Annotated in this window: 13 protein-coding genes; 8 read left to right on the top strand and 5 right to left on the bottom strand. The window is 64.1% G+C overall.

Annotated features, from left to right (window positions below; all coding sequences use genetic code 11):
- The first annotated feature begins 1 nt into the window (after window position 1).
- The 6 genes from EPN33_11500 (at window position 2) to EPN33_11475 (ending at window position 10,838) form a co-directional block, all read left to right on the top strand.
- Window positions 2-3,310, top strand: a complete 3,309-nt coding sequence (locus tag EPN33_11500) for a TonB-dependent receptor (protein ID TAN21247.1) — start codon at window positions 2-4, stop codon at window positions 3,308-3,310.
- Window positions 3,311-3,474: 164 nt separating this feature from the next.
- Window positions 3,475-4,515, top strand: coding sequence for a hypothetical protein (locus EPN33_11495; GenBank protein ID TAN21246.1), 1,041 nt, complete (start codon window positions 3,475-3,477; stop codon window positions 4,513-4,515).
- A gap of 3 nt (window positions 4,516-4,518) precedes the next feature.
- Window positions 4,519-5,070, top strand: a complete 552-nt coding sequence (locus tag EPN33_11490; protein ID TAN21245.1) for a cytochrome c — start codon at window positions 4,519-4,521, stop codon at window positions 5,068-5,070.
- 56 nt (window positions 5,071-5,126) lie between these two features.
- Window positions 5,127-6,401: a TolC family protein gene (locus EPN33_11485; GenBank protein TAN21244.1), complete on the top strand. Its 1,275-nt coding sequence runs from the start codon at window positions 5,127-5,129 to the stop codon at window positions 6,399-6,401.
- Window positions 6,358-7,656, top strand: coding sequence for an efflux RND transporter periplasmic adaptor subunit (locus EPN33_11480; protein ID TAN21243.1), 1,299 nt, complete (start codon window positions 6,358-6,360; stop codon window positions 7,654-7,656). The genes EPN33_11485 and EPN33_11480 overlap by 44 nt, the downstream gene beginning before the upstream one ends.
- 5 nt (window positions 7,657-7,661) lie before the next feature.
- A complete protein-coding gene (locus EPN33_11475; protein TAN21553.1) occupies window positions 7,662-10,838 on the top strand; it encodes an efflux RND transporter permease subunit in 3,177 nt (1,058 codons plus the stop codon).
- A 20-nt stretch (window positions 10,839-10,858) separates the two neighbouring features.
- On the opposite strand, the gene EPN33_11470 is transcribed toward EPN33_11475, so the two are convergent.
- From EPN33_11470 to EPN33_11460, 3 genes are all read right to left on the bottom strand, one after another.
- Window positions 10,859-11,263 (bottom strand): PIN domain-containing protein, encoded by a 405-nt coding sequence (locus EPN33_11470; protein ID TAN21242.1) that lies wholly within the window; start codon window positions 11,261-11,263, stop codon window positions 10,859-10,861.
- Window positions 11,260-11,496 carry a hypothetical protein gene (locus EPN33_11465; GenBank protein ID TAN21241.1) on the bottom strand — a complete coding sequence of 79 codons (237 nt, stop codon included), beginning with the start codon at window positions 11,494-11,496 and terminating at the stop codon, window positions 11,260-11,262. Before EPN33_11465 ends, EPN33_11470 begins: the two co-directional genes overlap by 4 nt.
- Window positions 11,497-11,574: 78 nt before the next feature.
- Window positions 11,575-13,146: a peptidase S10 gene (locus EPN33_11460; protein TAN21240.1), complete on the bottom strand. Its 1,572-nt coding sequence runs from the start codon at window positions 13,144-13,146 to the stop codon at window positions 11,575-11,577.
- Between the two features lie 129 nt (window positions 13,147-13,275).
- On the opposite strand from EPN33_11460, the gene EPN33_11455 reads away from it, so the two are divergent.
- Window positions 13,276-14,295 (top strand): serine protease, encoded by a 1,020-nt coding sequence (locus EPN33_11455; GenBank protein ID TAN21239.1) that lies wholly within the window; start codon window positions 13,276-13,278, stop codon window positions 14,293-14,295.
- Here the strand turns inward: EPN33_11455 and EPN33_11450 are convergent.
- Together EPN33_11450 and EPN33_11445 are read right to left on the bottom strand one after the other, a co-directional pair.
- Window positions 14,278-14,775, bottom strand: a complete 498-nt coding sequence (locus EPN33_11450; GenBank protein ID TAN21238.1) for a hypothetical protein — start codon at window positions 14,773-14,775, stop codon at window positions 14,278-14,280. The two genes, EPN33_11455 and EPN33_11450, sit on opposite strands and share 18 nt — an antisense overlap.
- Window positions 14,775-15,227, bottom strand: a complete 453-nt coding sequence (locus tag EPN33_11445) for a hypothetical protein (protein ID TAN21237.1) — start codon at window positions 15,225-15,227, stop codon at window positions 14,775-14,777. Before EPN33_11445 ends, EPN33_11450 begins: the two co-directional genes overlap by 1 nt.
- Before the next feature lie 94 nt (window positions 15,228-15,321).
- Here EPN33_11445 and EPN33_11440 point away from each other — a divergent pair, with 94 nt between their 5' ends.
- The gene (locus tag EPN33_11440) at window positions 15,322-16,983 is read left to right on the top strand and encodes a hypothetical protein (GenBank protein TAN21236.1); all 1,662 of its coding nucleotides are present in this window, start codon (window positions 15,322-15,324) and stop codon (window positions 16,981-16,983) included.
- Window positions 16,984-16,991: the final 8 nt, after the last annotated feature.

The raw sequence follows: 16,991 nt of genomic DNA, 5'->3' as shown, positions 1-16,991 counted from the left end.
CATGCTGGCGGGAGTGCGCGCCGTAGACTTCGCCTTGTACGCGGAGGGAACACTCGTCATGCTATCAAGCCGAATCTTATGCAGGGGATTGCTGATTGCCAGTCTGGCGCTGGTGCTGGGAGCGGCGCTGCCGCTGGCCGCGCAAGGCGTAGGGGCAACGCTTTCCGGCAATGTCACGGATCCGAGCGGCGCCTCGATTCCGGGCGCGGTGGTCACGGCCAAAAACGAGGGCACGGGCGCGACGCGCACCGTCAACTCAGATGCGCACGGATTTTACAACCTCGCCAACCTGCAGCCGGGGGAGTATGACGTCACCTATTCGGCTACCGGATTTGTCAAACAGGTGCGACCGCGGCTGACGCTGACGGTGGGCGAGCAGCTCGCGATCAACGCCAAGCTGGTGCTGGGCAGCACCTCGCAGGTGGTGCAAGTGACGGGCGAGGCGCCGGCGGTGCAGGTGGCCTCCTCGACGGTGAGCCAGACGATCAACAGCCAGACCATCCAGCAATTGCCGCTGAATGGCCGTTCCTGGACGGATCTGGCGACGCTGGAGCCGGGTGTATCGAATCCGCAAATGCAGCCGCCGTTCAACGGCGGGCGCGGCCAACGCGGCTTCGGCAGCCAGATTTCGATTTCGGGGCGGCGGCCGCAGGACAATGACTACCGCATCGACGGCATCAGTGTCGAAGATTACATGAATGGCGGGCCGGGCAACGTAGAAGGCGGCGCGCTGGGCGTGGACGCGGTGCAGGAGTTCAGCGTGCTCACCGGGACCTATCCGGCCGAGTACGGCGATTCCAGTGGCGGCGTAATCAACGCCATTACGCGCTCGGGGACCAACAGCTTTCACGGCTCCTTGTACGAGTACATCCGCAACAGCTCGCTCGATGCTGCCAATTACTTCGACTGCTGGGGTGCGGGTTCCGGCTGCACCAAGCCGCCGCTCAACCGCAACCAGTTCGGGGGCTCCGCCGGCGGCCCCATCCAAAAGAACAAGACGTTCATCTTCGGCGACTATGAAGCGATTCGCGAGGTGCAGTCGCTGAGCGCGGTGGACGTGGTGCCGAGCGCGGCGGCACGGGCGGGCAACCTGAGCACGGGCACGGTGACGCCGGACGCGTACGCGCAGAAGTTCATGAACACGTTCTTTCCGCAGCCGAACGGGGCGGTGACCGGCGACACGGGCATTTACTCGTTCGCGGGGCGGCAGATCAACAACGAGAACTTCTTCACGGGCCGGCTGGATCACCACTTCAGCGCGAACGATATTTTGTCGGGCACGCTCGAATACGACAAAAACAATCTGAATTCACCCGACGAATTCAATCAGAAACGCGCCAACTACGGAGTGCAGCACGAGCTGTATGCCCTGCAGGAGACGCACATTTTTGACCCGAATCTGATGAACTCGATGCGGCTGGGGATTTACCGGACGCCGGCGCAAGTGGGCGTCACCACGCCGGTGACGGCGGCAGCCGGGGACACCAAGGACTGGGACAGCGTGCCCGGCCACGCCGCTCCGGACGTGAAGATCGGCGGCCTCACCGAGTTCACCGGGGGCGTGGGCGCGCCGTCGTTCTACGATTTTCACTACACAACGATCCAGTTCTACGACGACATCAGCCAAACCGCTGGGGATCATTCGCTGAAGTACGGTTTCGAGGCGCAGCGCATCCGCGACAATCTCACCGCGGCGACGGACGGCAACGGCGTGTACAGCTATGGCTCGCTGTCCTCGTTTCTGACAAACGCGGCGCCGCATAACTACACTGCGCTGCTGGGCGGGGGCGTGATCACCGGCCGCAGCGTGCGGCAATCGGTGCTGGGCGCCTACGTGCAGGATGACTGGCGGTTGCGCTCGAACCTGACGGTCAACATGGGGCTGCGCTACGAGTACGCCAGCATTCCGACAGAAACTCATGGGGATCTCGCGATCCTGCCGACGCTGAGCGCGGCCCAGGACCGCTGCGGCCGCTACGTCCCCGGCGCCTGCAATCCCAACCTGACCGGGGGCTACTATCTGAGCAACCCTACGAAGTATGATTTTGAGCCGCGCTTCGGGGTTTCCTGGGATCCCACCGGGCATGGCACGACGGCGATCCGCTCCGGTTTTGGCATGTATGACATTCTGCCGCTGCCGTACATGTTCAACCTGGAGTATGTGTTCACGGCGCCGTATTTTCAGGAGGGGGTGACGAACGCGCCGCCGGCGGGGAGTTTTACCAACTCTGCGAATCCGTCCGATGCCTATTACTCGATTGCCTCGAGCACCAAGACACTGCGTAACGCCTTCATGGACCAATACCCGAAGCGGTCGTACGTGATGCAGTACGACCTCAACATCGAGCACCAGTTCACTCCCAGCATGTCACTGATGGTGGGTTACGTCGGCGATGGCGGCGTGCATGAACCGTTCCGTTCGGAGGAAGTGAACGGCGTGGTGCCCACCAACCCGAACGTGCTGGTGTGGCCCACGAACACCACCAACAACGATCGTGTCAATCCTAACTGGGGCGTCATCCGGGGATTGATGTTCGAAGGCAAGAGCAACTACAACGCGCTCGAAACGCAGCTCAACCGGCGCATGAGCCATGGCGTGCAGATGACCGCAACCTACACCTGGAGCCATGCAATCGACGACGGCACGGATACGGTCGCGGGGGACACCAACGCCAACGCCATCCCCGGCCTGTTCTGGTTCAACCTGCACGCGGACCGGGGCACTTCGGATCTGAACGTGGGGCAGACGTTCATGTACAACGTGCTCTGGCAGTTGCCGAACGGCAATTCGCTCCCCTCGGTGGCGAAAGCGGTGGTGGGCGGCTGGCAGGTGGGCAGCATCCTGCACATGTCCAGCGGCGCGCCGTTTACGCTGACCATCAGCGGCGACCGGCTGGGCCAGTTCGCCTCGCACCCGTGGGATGTGCCCAACGTGAATCTCAGCGCACCGGGATGCGGGGGCAGCCTGTACCAGGCGGGGCCGTATTACATCAATCCGGCTTGCTTCTCTGTGCCCAGTCCGGCGAACGTGCGCGGCGATACGGCGCGTAACGGGTTCACCGGGCCGAACGACTACGATCTGGATCTGTCGCTGGTGAAGAACATACCCGTGCACGTGATCAACGAGAGCTCGAACCTGGAGCTACGGATTGCGGCGTTCAACATTCTCAACCATCCCAACTTCAATCCGCCGGTAGACAATACCGACATGTTCGATGCGAAAGGCAATGCGCTCTCGTCGGGCGGCTTGATTGACTCCACGTGGGGCACCAGCCGGCAGATGCAGCTCGCGCTGAAGTTGACCTGGTAGCGGTTCGCATTTCGCTTGTGCGGCAGCAGCCGATGACCGGCTGCTGCCGCGAAATAAACAAAAATTAATAGCTGCTTCAGCCGCAGGATTGGGCGCGAGCCGACACTGAATGTGGAGGCGCGGAGCGGGTCGGAAGAACCTAGGCGGCTGCGCCGGGAGATGCAATGAAACTATTTACCCTGATCCTGTTCGCGGGTCTGTTGATCGGCTGCAGTAGTTCGAACCCCAGCAGCAAATCCAGCAGCGCGGTAACGACGGTCGCACCCGCGGCAGCGCCGCTGCGGTTGCTCACGAGTTATCCGCTGGACAATGCGCCAGCGGGCCACTTCGACCATCTGGCGATCGATCTGAGCGGCGGCCGGCTGTTCAGCACCGACGAAGGCGGGGCGATTGAGGTGGTGGATTTGGCGAGTGGCAAGATCCTGCACACCATCACCAACGACAAAGAGCCGCACGGCATCGTCTACCGGCCCGACGTGGACCGGCTTTACGTCACCGATGGCGAGGCGGGGCTGCTGCGCATCTATAGCGGCAAAACCTATCAGCAGGTGGCAAGCGTAAAGCTGTGGCCGGATGCCGATTCGGTCGGCTTCAACCCGGCCGACCATACGCTCTACGTGGATAGCGGCGGCGATGCACTGCATCAACCGTATTCGCACTTCAGCGCCATCGACACCACCAGCGCGAAGCGGCACTCGGACATGCACATCGACGCCAACGATATGGAAGCGATGCAGATCGCGTCCGGGGGCGCGCGCATTTACTTGAATCTGCGCAGTAAAGCCGCAATCGCCGTGATCGATCCGCAGGCGCACAAGGTCGAGGCCGAGTGGCCGATCCAGGGCGCGAACAATCCCACCGCGATGGCGCTGGATGAGGCCGATCACCTGCTTTTTGTAGGCTGCCGGAGCGGGCAGATGGTGATTTTCGACACGCAAACGGGCGAACAAGTGCAGTCGCTGCCGCTGGGGAAAATGGTGGACGACATGGTTTATGATGCGGCCAGCCGGCGGGTGTACGCCGCCTGCGACGGGAACATCTACGTGTTCGAGCAGCAGACGCCGACGCAGTATCAGACGGAGATCATCCGATCAGCCGCCTTGGGCAAGACAGCCCTGCTGGCGCCGTCGCTGCGCCGGTATTTTGTCGCGGTGCCGAAGGCGGCGAACACTCCGGCGCAGATTCTGGTTTTCGAGGTGAACTGAGAAATGAAGCCGATTGCAAGCCCAGTTGTGGGCGAACGCCGCAGAGCGGGAAAACTCAAGGTGGTGATCGCGTATCTTCTGGGCATCGCTACCCTGCCGGTGCTGGCGTATCTGGTGGCCTACAGTGGTCATTTCCCGGTGGCGACGAACTCGCATCCGCTGCCGCTGGAGGTGAGCCTGGCGGACCGGGCGCTGCATTACGCCTCGGTCGATGGGGCACCGGCGGTGGTTCCGGTGAAAGTCAGCGATGCGGGGCTTACGTCCTCCGCCCAACTGTATGCCACCGAGTGCGCGTTCTGCCACGGCCTGCCGGGACAGGCCGTGCCCCATGCCGCCACGGGCATGTTCCCGCCGCCGCCGCAGTTTTTCACGAAGGTCGACGATGACCCGACCGGCGTGATCTACTGGCGGATCAAGAATGGCATCCGGTTGACGGGCATGCCTGCTTTCCGGCCCACGCTCAGCGATGACCAAATCTGGTCGCTGGCGCTGCTGCTGCAACGGGCCAAGCGGCTGCCGGCGCCGGCGCAGGCGGAGTTGCACCCCAACCACTAGAGCCGTTAAGGGTGGCTTCAGGTGGCTCCGGCTGCAATGTAAACTATAGCCTTCTCATGCGCATTCGGATCTTAGGTTTATCCGCGGCCGTGCTGGTGTTGGCGGCGGGCGCGCAGGCGCCGCCAGCGCGGCAGCTCACGCTGCCCCAGGCGCTGCGGATGGCGCGCGCCAACAGCGCCACATTCGAGGCCGCGGTGGCGACGGAGGCGATCGCCAAGGCGGGGACGACGGTGGCGCGCGCAGGACTGCTGCCGTCGGCGAATTTCCTGGGCAGCTATCTCTACACGCAGGGGAACCGTTATATCGCCAACAACGCGGTGCACGAATACCTGAGTCAGGGCGATGTGCATGAAGCGCTGAGCTTCGGCTCGCTGGCCACGGTCAGCAAGGCGCAGGCGGCGGAAGCGTTCGCGGCGGCGCAGGCACAAATTGCCGGGCGCGGCCTGGATGCCACGGTCACGGCGGATTATTACATGCTGGTTGCGGCCGGACATGGTCTGACGACGGCGCAGTTGGCGCTGGCGGACGCGCAAAAGTATCTGCACATCAGCCAGGAACTGGAAAACGGCGGCGAAGTGGCGCACTCGGACGTGATCAAGGCCGACTTGCAGGTAGAGCAGCGGCAGCGCGATTTGCGGCAGGCGCAGTTGGCGCAGCAGCAGGCGCGGCTGCAGTTGGCGGTGCTGCTGTTTCCGAACTTCGAGGAGAATTTCACGCTGGTGGATGACCTGGCGACGACGCCGGCGCTGCCAGCGCTGGCGCGCATTCAGGCATTGGCGCGGAATCACAACCCCATTCTGGCGGCGGCGCAGGCCACGCTGCAGGAGGCGCGGCAGGACGTGGTGATTGCCCGGGCGGGCCTGCTGCCGGCGCTTACCCTCGACTACACCTACGGCATCGACGCCGCGCAGTTTGCGGTACGCAATGAGCTGGGGCTGCCGAATCTGGGCTCATCGGCGACGGCCTCACTCAGCATCCCGATTTTCGATTGGGGCGCGCGGCATGCGCAACTGCGGCAGTCGCACCTGCTGCAGCAGGAGGCGGCGGCGCAGCTCGGCTTTACGCGCCGGCAACTGGAAGGGCAACTGCTGAGTTTTTACGCGGAAGCACAGGCGGCCGAGGGCGAGCTGGCGACGCTGGCGCGCTCGCGGCAATTGGCCGCGGAAAGCCTGCGGCTTTCCGCGCTGCGCTACAAGGATGGCGAAGCCACCATCGTCGAACTGGTGGACGCCGAAACTGCCAACACGGCTGCGCGCGACGCCTACGACACCGGCCTGGTCCGCTATCATGTGGCGCTGGCGCAGCTTAAAACGCTTACGGGGCCGTTCTAACCTTATGTGGAGAGGCAAAGCAGTGGTATTGCTCTCGCTGGCGGCGGTGGCCGCGGCGCTCAGCGTGGCCTGTACTTCGGCTTCGGAGGCGACGGCTGCACCCAGCGTCGCCGTGGCAGTGACGCCGGTCGCGCGCATGCCGATTCAGCAGTGGGTACGCACGCAGGCGGTGCTGTATCCCTTGCAGCAAGCCATCATCACGCCGAAGATCAGCGCGCCGGTGGCGCATTTTTACGTGCAGCGGGGCGATACCGTGCATGCCGGGGAGCTGCTGGCGCAACTGGAAAACAGTGACCTCAAGGCGGGCAACGAAGACGCCCAGGCGCAACTGCAGGCGGCGCAGGCGAACTACCAGACGGCAGTGGCGGGGGCGATTCCGGCGGCACTGAAGAAAGCGCAGCTCGATGTCACCGCAGCGGAGCAGGCACAGGCGAACGCGCAGACGATTTACGAGAGCCGGAAGCAACTGTTCGCGCAAGGGGCGTTGCCGAAGCGGACGCTGGATCAGGCCAAAGTGAATCTGACCGACGCACAAAACGCGACCGCGCTGGCACAACAGCATCTGCAGGCACTGGAGCGCGGCGGCCACAGCGCGGCGCTGCGGGAGGCAGCGGCGACGCTGGCGGGCGCCCAGGCGCGGGCGGCGGCGGCGGCGGCGCAGTTGAGCTTTTCGGAGATCCGGAGTCCGATGGATGGGGTGGTGACGGACCGTCCGGTGTACGAGGGGGAGCTGGCGACGACGTCCAGCCCGCTGATGACGATCATGAATCTGGCGCAGGTGGTGGCGCGCGCGCATCTGCCGGCGGATCAGGCGGCGCTGCTGCGGCCGGGCGCCAAGGCGACGTTGACGGGGCCGGCGGGCAAGACGTTCCCCGCGAAGGTGACCATCGTCAGCGCGGCGACTGATATCGGCAGCACGACGGTGCAGGTGTGGGCGCAGGCGGCCAATCGCGGCGACGCGCTGCGGCCGGGTACGACGGTGACGGTGGCGATGCTGGCGCGGACGATTCCGGACGCGCTAGTCATCCCGGCGAGCGCGCTGCTCACCGACACGTCCGGCGCCACGACGGTCATGGTGGTGGGAGCGGACCATCATGCGCACTCGCGTGCCGTAACGGTGGGCGTGCGCGAACCGGATGCCATTCAAATTCTTAAGGGCCTGCGCGCGGGCGAGCCGGTGGTGAGCGTGGGCGCCTACGCGCTGGCTGATGACACGCCGGTGACCGTCACGCCGGTGAAGAGTCCGCAGCCGTGAGCCTTATGGATCTGCATCGCGCCGAACCGGCGGCGGCGGGAGCGCGCAGCTACGTCAAGCGCTTCTCGCGGCCGGTGATTTTCCTCATCGTCGTGCTGTCGCTGGTGGGGATCTTCGAGGCACTGAAGCTGCCGATCGCGGTGTTTCCGCATACCAGCTTTCCGCGCATTGTGGTGGGCGTGGACAACGGTGTAATGCCGATCGACCAGATGATGGTGACCATCACGCGGCCGCTGGAGGAAGCGGTGAACAGCGTGCCGGGGCTGGTGAAGGTCACCTCCATTACCAGCCGGGGATCGGCGGAGATCGACCTGTACTTCAACTGGAACGTCGATATGGTGACGACGCTGCAGTTGGTGAACGCCGCTATGGCGCAGGCGCAGTCCTCGGTGCCGCCCACGGCGCAGATCACCTCGCACCGGCTGATGTTCTCGAGCTTCCCGATCATCGGCTACAGCCTGACATCGAAGACCGTGCCGCAGACGGAACTATGGACGCTGGCGACCTACGACCTGAAACCGCAACTCAACCGGCTGCCGGGGGTGTCGACGGTGCTGGTGCAGGGCGGGCAGGTGCCCGAGTTTCAGATCACGCCCGATCCGGCCAAGCTCGAAGCCACCGGCATCACGGTGCAGGACCTGCTGAGTGCGGTTGAGAGCACGAACCTGGTGAGCTCGCCCGGGCTGCTGGCGCGGAACCATCAATTGTTCCTGGGACTGGTGAACGGGCAGGTCACCGACCCAGCGCAGATCGCGCATATCGTGGTCAAGAGCACGGCGACGGGTGTGCCGGTGAGGGTGGGCGACGTGGCCAGCGTCCACCCTTCGACCCAGCCCAAGTACACGCTGGTGGACGCCGATGGGGTGCCGGCGGTGCTGCTCTACGTCAACCGGCAACTCAAAAGCAACACCCTCGCCGTCGCCGACGAGGTGCATGCCAAGATCGCCGAGCTGCAGCGGGAGCTGCCGCCGGGGATTCAGGTGCAGCCGTTCTACGACCAGTCCACCATCGTTTCTGAGTCGATCGGCAGCGTGCGCGATGCGATCCTTCTGGGGCTGATTCTGGCTTCGATTGTAATGGTGCTGTTCCTGCGCGACTGGGGCACGTCGCTGGTGGCGGGGCTGGTGATTCCGTCGACGATTCTGATCACCTTCATTGTGATGGCGGTGCTGCACCAGAGCTTCAACATCATGAGCCTGGGCGGTCTGGCCGCCGCGGTCGGCCTGGTGATTGACGACGCCATCGTGATGGTGGAGACGATCGTGCTGCACCGGGACGCGGGCAAGGGGCGGTTGGAGGCGATCCATGCGGCGATTCACGAGATTGGCAAGCCCCTGGTGTTCTCGACGCTGACGCCGATCGCGGTGTTTCTGCCGCTGATCTCCATAACGGGAGTCACGGGGGTTTTCTTCCGGGCGCTGGCGATCACGGTGGGGGTGGCGCTGCTGACGTCGCTGGCATTGGCGCTGACCTGGACGCCGGTGCTGAGCCTGCACCTGCTGCAGAACCGGCCGCCCAAGCCGATGCCGGCGAACTTCGATCAGATGGACGGGGTGCATCGTGTGCTGGCGGCGGAGGAAGCCTCGCTAAGCGGCTTTTTCCTGAAGGTGGTCGAGTTCTACGACCGCTGGATGCGGCGCGCGCTGGCGCGGCCGCTGTGGCTGGTAGCCTTCAGTATCGTGCTCATCGCCGCGAGCTGGTTCTGCTACAACGCGCTGGGTACGGGGCTACTGCCGTTCATGGACGAAGGCGCCTTCACGCTCGACTACGTGATGCCGCCCGGCAGCTCGCTGGCGGAAACGAACCGCGTGCTGGTGGGGGTGGACCACATTCTGCATACGATTCCGGAAGTAGCAGGCACCTCGCGCCGCACGGGTCTGCAGTTGGGGCTAGCGGCGGTGACGGAGGCCAATACGGGCGACATTTCGGTCGATCTGACGCAAAACCGCTCGCGGGGCATTCAGGCCATCATGGAGGAAGCACGGCGGCGGGTGAGTCGCGCCTATCCACAACTCGACATCGATTTCACCCAGACGCTGCAGGACATGATCGGGGATTTGACCAACGCGCCGCAGCCGGTGGTGATCAAGATGTTCAACCCCAATGGCGAGCTGCTCAACCATTGGGCGCCGATTGTGGCCGATGCCATCTCGAAGAAGCGCGGCGTAGTGGATGTGCTGAATGGTATCGATGATGCCGCCAGCGGGCCGGCCATCGTGTTTCACGTCAATCCAGCCATCGCCGCGCATGCGGGGTTTACGGCGCAGGAAGTGGCGACGGACGCGCAGGCGCTGCTGGAGGGCGTGCCGGCGACCACGCCGGTGATCACCGGCGGCCGAGCGTACACCATCCGGGTGCGCTACCCTGCCACTGACCGGGCGACTTTGCAGGACCTTCGTAACACGGTGCTGGTGAGCGCCTCGGGTCACACGGCTACGCTGGGGACGCTGGCGACGGTGACCGAGCTGCCCAGCCAGACGGAGATTCTGCGCGAAAACCTGCAGCGCGAGATCGCGGTTTCGGCGCGCCTGGAGGGCATCGACCTCGGCCACGGCATTGCCGAGGTGAAGCAGGCGGTCGCGAGCGTGCACTTGCCCACCGGCATTCGCGTAGCTTACGGCGGCACCTACGAGACGCAGCAGAAATCGTTCGGCGATCTGGTGCTGGTGCTGGTGCTGGCGATTGTGCTGGTGTTTCTGGTACTGCTGTTCGAGTTCCGGGACTTTTCGGCGCCGGTAGGCATTCTGGCCTCGGCGGTGCTGTCGACCTCGGGCGTGTTCTTTTTGCTGTGGATTACCGGGACGGAATTCAATATCGCTTCGTTCATGGGACTGATCATGGTGGTGGGCATCGTGGCGAAGAACGGTATTCTGTTGCTCGACGCCGATGAGCAGTTCCGGCGTATGGGGCTGCCGGCGCTGGAAGCGATGGTGCAGGCGGGACGGCGGCGGCTGCGGCCGATCGTGATGACGGCGGCGGCGGCGGTGGTGGGGATGCTGCCGCTGGCTTTCGCGCTGGGCGCGGGCGCGCAGATGCTGCAGCCGCTGGCCATCTCGGTAATTGGCGGCATCGTGATCTCGATGGTGCTGTCGCTGCTGATCACGCCGGCGGTGGACTACTACCTGCGGCGCGCTGGCGGGGGGCACGCGCCGGCGCTGGAGCCACAAGCCGTTCGCGACTAAGACACCGGCGCTCGGCGGGGCTACATCGCCGGAGGCGCGAGAAGCTCGATGCGCGCCGCGTGGCCGGGGGCACGGGCGAGGCGGCGGTCGCAGGTGAACAGGGGCGCATCGAGCCGTTCGGCCAGCGCGACGTAGATGGCGTCGTAGGCGCTTAGGTTGTAGCGCAGTTCCCAAACGCGTGCAAGCAGAGGCTCGTGGCGATGGCGCCATAGGCGCAAGGCGCGATAACGGCCAAGCGCGTCCGATGCGGCCGCGGCGCCGGCCGGCGAAGTGGCGTACTGCCGCAGGGAACTGGCGACCTCTACGTCCGTCAGGTGGGGCACGTGCACTCCACCCAGGAGATCTTGGAATCTACCGGCGAGGGTGACAGCGGAGGGACGCCCCCAGATAAACTCCACCAGAGCCGAGGCGTCGGCAACGATCAAATCTTGCCCCGCATCTTGCGAATGATTTGGGCGGGGCTCGGCTTCATTTCCGGCAGCGGGTGCGTTCGGAAGTACTCGAACAGTTCGGTCTGGGGCGGCACCGCGGCGAGATTGCGTAGCTCACGCAGGATGAGCGCTGATAAGGTAATGCCTTCCCGGGCCGCGCGCGCTTTGAGCTCACGATGGAGTTCGCGCGGCACGTTGCGGACCTGGATCATGGTGGTCGACGACATGCGCTCAGTATACTCTCATCAATTTCGCATGTTACGCCAGGGGGCCGCGCGGGGAGCGCGGCCCTGGCGTCGGGCGGCCTAGTGCTCGCCGGGGAGGGAGTGGACGAAGTTCACGAAGTCCTGGTGCAGCTTCACGCGGGAGGCGCGGTGGGTGTAGAGCATGTGGCCGGCGCCGTAGTGCTCGATGGAGATGTGGCTCTGCTCGGCGGGGGTGATGAACAGGTGTTTCATGCTGTTGGTGGCTTCGAACATGGGCGTGGCCTGATCGAAGTAGCCTTCGCAGAGCATTAAGCGCATGGAAGGAACCTGCTCGAAGGCCCGGGCCAGCAACGGGGTGACATCGGCGGTGCCGAACCAGTCGCGGCCGAGCTCATAGTTCCAGCCGGGATTGCCGGCGCCGCCGGCGTTGCGGTCGCCGTACTCGAGCGTGGTTTTGTAGTCGAGCTCGTTGCGCAGGTAGTTGATGAATTCGTGATCGTAGGGCGTATTGATATTGCTGCTGGGGTCGCCCATCTGGAAGGGCGAGCCCGGAGTGCGGACGGGTTCAGTCATTTCGCCGTCATAGCGGCCAACCACCAGCCCCTGCTCTTGCAGCAGCCGGGTATCGAACTGGCTGGTGCCGATGCGCAGGTTGTTGGCGTTCAAGAATTCCGCCGGCAGGCCGGTAAAGCGAGCCATTTCGCTGAGAGCCTGCTGGCGCTCAGCGCCCTGCAGGGTATCGCCCTCATCCAGATAGTGTTCGTACTTTGTGCTGGCCCACTGCTCGGCGGCGGTGACGACCTGCGGGAGCGGTTCTTTTTCCAGATCGGCGGGGAGCTTCTTGTGATACCAGGCGATGGCGGTCAGCGTCGGCAGCGCCAGCCAATAGGGGCGGTCGTTGCTCATCGAGGGCGACAGGGTCATCAGGTTGAGGACGCTCGAGAGCAGCACCACGCCGCTGGCCGCGATGTGATGCTGCAAGAGCGTTCCGGCGAGACCGGCAGAGCGGAAGGTGCCGTAGCTTTCACCGGCGAGAATCACGGGCGAGTTGAGGCGGTTGTTGTCGTACAGCCAGAGGCGGATGAACTCGCTGAAGGCCTGCAGGTCGCCACTGACGCTGGCGGCTTTTTTCAGATTGGCGAGGGAGGTGGCGCGGCTGTAGCCGGTGCCCATGGCGTCGATAAAGACCAGGTCGCTGGCGTCGAGCCAGGTCTGATGGTTATCGACCATGGTGTAGGGCGGCGGGGAGATTTGGGCGTCGTCGCCCAGGGCTGCGCGGCGGGGGCCGAAGCCGCCGATGTCGACCCAGACGGAGTCGGCGCCGGGGCCGCCGTTGTAGCTGAAGGTGACGGGGCGGGGATGAGCGGGGTCGGGGTTGTCGAGGGTGTAGGCAATGTAGAAGAGATGGCCTTCGATTTTGCCGGCGTCGTCGGGGACGGGAAGCTTGCCCACGGTGGCGGTGTAATGCAGAACTTTGCCGTCCATGGTAATGGTGTGGTGGGTGACGACCGGCGGCGGATCGGTAGCCGCGGTCTCAAACATAAAAGGCGACGAAGTCGAGTCGGCCTCGGGAGTGCGCTGCCGGCCCTGGGCGGCGGCGGGCAGCCAGGCCACGAGGGCCGCGCCCAGGGCCAGGCCCACGGCACGGGCAAGAAAATTGCGATTGGGCATGATGAATTTCTCCTGATAGGTAAGAGTTTGACCCCGCGATTATGGCTGTGGCCTGAAGTGCAAGCAAGGGAATTCCGGCACCCGACTGGGTGATTGTGGATGAAGTCTTAACTCCGTAGGCTGCGTATCGTGAGGGGTACTCGAGGCACATGGCTGCGTGCGCTGACGCTGGCGTTAGCCGTAACCCTCGCGGCGGTAGTGGTCTGGACTCGGAGTGAGTCGTTCGGTCCGGGACCGCGGCTGCTGCGGAAGCTGGGAGCCGATGTGGTACGGGTGCAGGCGATGGACGGCTCCGGATCGCTGCTGGATCAGGGCAGCGGGGTACGTTTGCGCGGCGGCTGGATCGCAACAAACTACCATGTCGTCGAAGGGTCTGCCTCTGTGCGCGTACTGGGACTGGGTGAGGCTTCGCCTGCCCGGGTGGCGCGGTGCAATGAGGCTGACGACCTTTGCTTACTTCGGGTGCAATCGACGGAGAAGGAGGGGCCGTCCGGGGTGCGCCTGGCGGGCCCGACTACGCCGGGGGAAACAGTGTACGCGCTGGGGGCGCCGGAGGGGATCCCCTCGGTGATCTCGCAGGGCCTGCTTTCGGGCCTGCGCGAAGTAAAGGGTAGTCCACGCTTGGTTACCAGCGCGCCACTGTCGGCCGGGAGCAGCGGTGGCGGGTTATTCGATGCCGGGGGCCGGCTGGTGGGCATTACTACGGCACAAGTCGCGAATGGCCAGGATTTGAATCTCGCAGTTCCCGCAAGTCAGGTGGCAGCGCTGGTTGCACAACGACGGTTGGCCAGGTCCGCACCGGTTCGGAGGCGGAATGTTTGTATCACCGATCTTGGTACTACGGCCGCAGTGAGTACGTTTCGGGAAGCCTTGATTGACGGCCTTGTCGGTTCGGGAATCGGAGTGGACCAAGACTGCGATCGTTCGAGCGCAGAGCTGACTGGCGAAGTGGAGGCCTGGACACCAGCCGCCGGCCGGCTGTCTATGAGCTACGGTCTGCACTTGGCGGATAGCTCCGGCCACGTTATCCGGGCTTGGCGCGGACACGGCCAGGGCTTGGCGCACCGGCTTCCCGGCGCTCTGGCGGCGGGGCTGCTGCCGCGCCTGCGCGAGGCGCTCGCATCGCCAGGCTCAGTGCGGAACCGGTAAGGGTCCGGCGTCGTGGAGGAGCTGTTTGACGCAAGCGTCGGCGGCGCTGGCGCCAGCTCCCTCATATTTGCCGCCGTTGCTCTCCTGGGTTGTGGACCAGAGGATGTCGCCATCTTTCGCGACCAGGCGCACCGAGACCGCTGCGTGAGAGTCGGTCTCGGTATCTGCGGTGCGGTCGTTGGATGCTAGTCTTCCCACACGGGTCGCGGATTGGTAAGTATGGAGTTGCTGCGATGTGCGCTCGATCGCCTGGCCTTGGAGTACGGCGTCGGCCCGGCCACGGTTTTCTGTCACGATGAAGCGACCGCTCGCCACCAGTGTGGAGATCACCATGGACTGTATGGCTTGTGACTGCGCGTCCTTGCCGAAGGGTTCGACGTAGATACGTTTTACTGCCGTCAGCCCGGAGGGAGCGGGCGGCGCCGCTGGAGCTTGCGGCATCGCAGGAAAGAGGCCCAGCAGGAGGATCGCGGCGAGCATTACTCGCCGCCGAGGCCGGATTTGCGCGCCTCATCGTCCTGATACTCGACCTTGCGCCCGGTCCTGGCTTCCAGCGTGGCGAGGGTCACGCGGACAATGTGCTTGCCCAGCTCGAATATTGCTACGTGCTGCTGGCCGTGCTCATCCTTCCAGCCGATGGTAAGAAAGTGTTTGCGTTTCTTGGAGAACAAGGCGAGCGGAGTGACCATGATGGCCAGGCCGACACGACGGCCCGCCTTCTGGCCGTACTCGAGGTCATTGACTTCGGCGTAGGGGATGGAGATGGAGCCATGATCAGCGGAGAAGACAAAGTTCACCGTGCCTGTAGTCGACACCGTCCCCTCGGTTTTCGTTTTGACCTGATTTTCGGTTCCGCCGTCATATTCCGCCTTGTTGCCATTGACCGCGAAGGCCGCGGTGATCAGCAGGAAGGAAACGGCCAGAAGGCTCACAGTTCGACGCATAGTGACTCCCAGGAGGAGATTTGATGAGAGTCACTCTACACCCGTCGTCCCGGAAGCGCAAATTTTCCGCTACACTACGCGCATGCGTAAACTGACCTGCGCGGCTACTCTGCTGTTAACCGTCCTTGCCCTGCTGGCGGCGGGATGTTCGTCGCACTCTTCCGGGACGCGGTTCGCGCTGTCGTTTCCGGCGAGCGTGCATAGTGGGCCGGTCACCGGGCGGGCGTTTGTGTTTGTGACGCGGAGCGATGAGCGGCAGCCGCGCCTGCAGATCAACGGCTACGACGGCAGCATTCCTTTCTTCGGCGCCGATGTCAGCCAGCTCCAGCCGGGGCAGACGGCGGTAGTTGACGACGCGGCGCTGGGGACAGTGGTCACCAGCCTGGCGGATTTGCCGGCCGGCGACTACTACGTACAGGCGCTGATGAACGTCTATACGCGCTTCCCCCGTGCGGACGGGCATGTCATCTGGGCGCATATGGACCAGTGGGGTGGGCAGCGGTTCAATACCGCCCCCGGGAACCTGATCAGCGCGGTGCAGAAAGTGCATATCGACCCGCAGCAGGCCCAGACCATCACGCTGTCGCTGGATCAGGCACTGCCGCCGCACAAAATGCCGGCGGATACGACGTGGGTGAAGCACATCAAGATTCAAAGTCCGATGCTGACGAAGTTCTGGGGGCACCCGATTTTCATGGGCGCGACGGTGCTGCTGCCGACGGGGTACGAGCAGCATCCGCACATGACCTACCCGGTGGTCTACATTCAGGGGCACTTCAATCTGCGGCCGCCGTACGGATTTAACCCGACGCCGAGCCAGCCCAACGCGCGCAGCGCCTACATCCGCAAAGTGTACGGCATGGAAACGGGCTACCAGTTCTATCAGGAATGGACGGCGGCCAATTTCCCGCGGATGATTCTGGTCACCTTCCAGACGCCCACCCCTTATTACGACGACAGCTACACGGTGAATTCGGTCAACTCCGGGCCCTACGGCGACGCCATCCTGCAGGAGCTGATTCCCTACGTGGAGACGCACTTCCGGATTGACCGGAAACCCAGCGCGCGGATGCTTACGGGCGGATCGACCGGAGGGTGGGAGTCGATGAACCTGATGGTCAAGCATCCGGACTTTTTCGGCGGAACATGGACGCTGTATCCTGACCCGCTCGATTTTCATCACTTTCAGAGCGTGGACGCCTACAACGACGCCAACGCGTTCTGGGCGCCGGGTTTTGGCCCGTGGCTTAAGGTTCCGCGCTACATGTCGCGCGAGCCCAACGGCCAGCCGGAGGTCAACTACGAACAGATGAGCCAGGCGGAGGCGGTCGAGGGGACGCATTGCCGCAGCGGACAGCAGCTCTGCGCCTTTTTTGCTTCGTGGGGGCCGATTGGAGCGGATGGGTATCCGGTGCCGTTCTGGAATCTGCGCACGGGTGCAATCAATCGCAGCGCTGTAGCCTACGGGCGCGATCACGGTTTTGATCTGACCGCCTATCTGCGAGCCAACTGGCCCACAATCGGGCCGAAGCTGGTGAACAAGCTGCATGTTTACGTCGGCGACATGGACACCTACTACCTCAACCTGGGGGTGTACGACATGCAGAACTTTCTGGAGACGACGAAGAACCCCCATTATGCCGGCACCTTCGTTTACGGCCGGCCGGAGAAGCCGCATGGCTGGAACGGCGGTATGACGAACGGAGAGCTGCTGCGGCAGATTTACGCGGCGGTGAGGAAGTGAAAGAAGTA

It is taken from the genome of Acidobacteriota bacterium (assembly GCA_004299485.1).
In the GTDB taxonomy this organism is placed as follows: domain Bacteria; phylum Acidobacteriota; class Terriglobia; order Terriglobales; family SCQP01; genus SCQP01.
This window is presented reverse-complemented; position numbering and strand designations above follow the sequence as displayed.

Coding starts and splice junctions, on each gene's coding strand:
- EPN33_11500 (TAN21247.1), top strand. CDS start 2: ATGCTGGCGGGAGTGCGCGCCGTAGACTTCGCCTTGTACGCGGAGGGA.
- EPN33_11495 (TAN21246.1), top strand. CDS start 3,475: ATGAAACTATTTACCCTGATCCTGTTCGCGGGTCTGTTGATCGGCTGC.
- EPN33_11490 (TAN21245.1), top strand. CDS start 4,519: ATGAAGCCGATTGCAAGCCCAGTTGTGGGCGAACGCCGCAGAGCGGGA.
- EPN33_11485 (TAN21244.1), top strand. CDS start 5,127: ATGCGCATTCGGATCTTAGGTTTATCCGCGGCCGTGCTGGTGTTGGCG.
- EPN33_11480 (TAN21243.1), top strand. CDS start 6,358: ATGTGGCGCTGGCGCAGCTTAAAACGCTTACGGGGCCGTTCTAACCTT.
- EPN33_11475 (TAN21553.1), top strand. CDS start 7,662: ATGGATCTGCATCGCGCCGAACCGGCGGCGGCGGGAGCGCGCAGCTAC.
- EPN33_11465 (TAN21241.1), bottom strand. CDS start 11,496: ATGTCGTCGACCACCATGATCCAGGTCCGCAACGTGCCGCGCGAACTC.
- EPN33_11460 (TAN21240.1), bottom strand. CDS start 13,146: ATGCCCAATCGCAATTTTCTTGCCCGTGCCGTGGGCCTGGCCCTGGGC.
- EPN33_11450 (TAN21238.1), bottom strand. CDS start 14,775: ATGCTCGCCGCGATCCTCCTGCTGGGCCTCTTTCCTGCGATGCCGCAA.
- EPN33_11440 (TAN21236.1), top strand. CDS start 15,322: ATGCGTAAACTGACCTGCGCGGCTACTCTGCTGTTAACCGTCCTTGCC.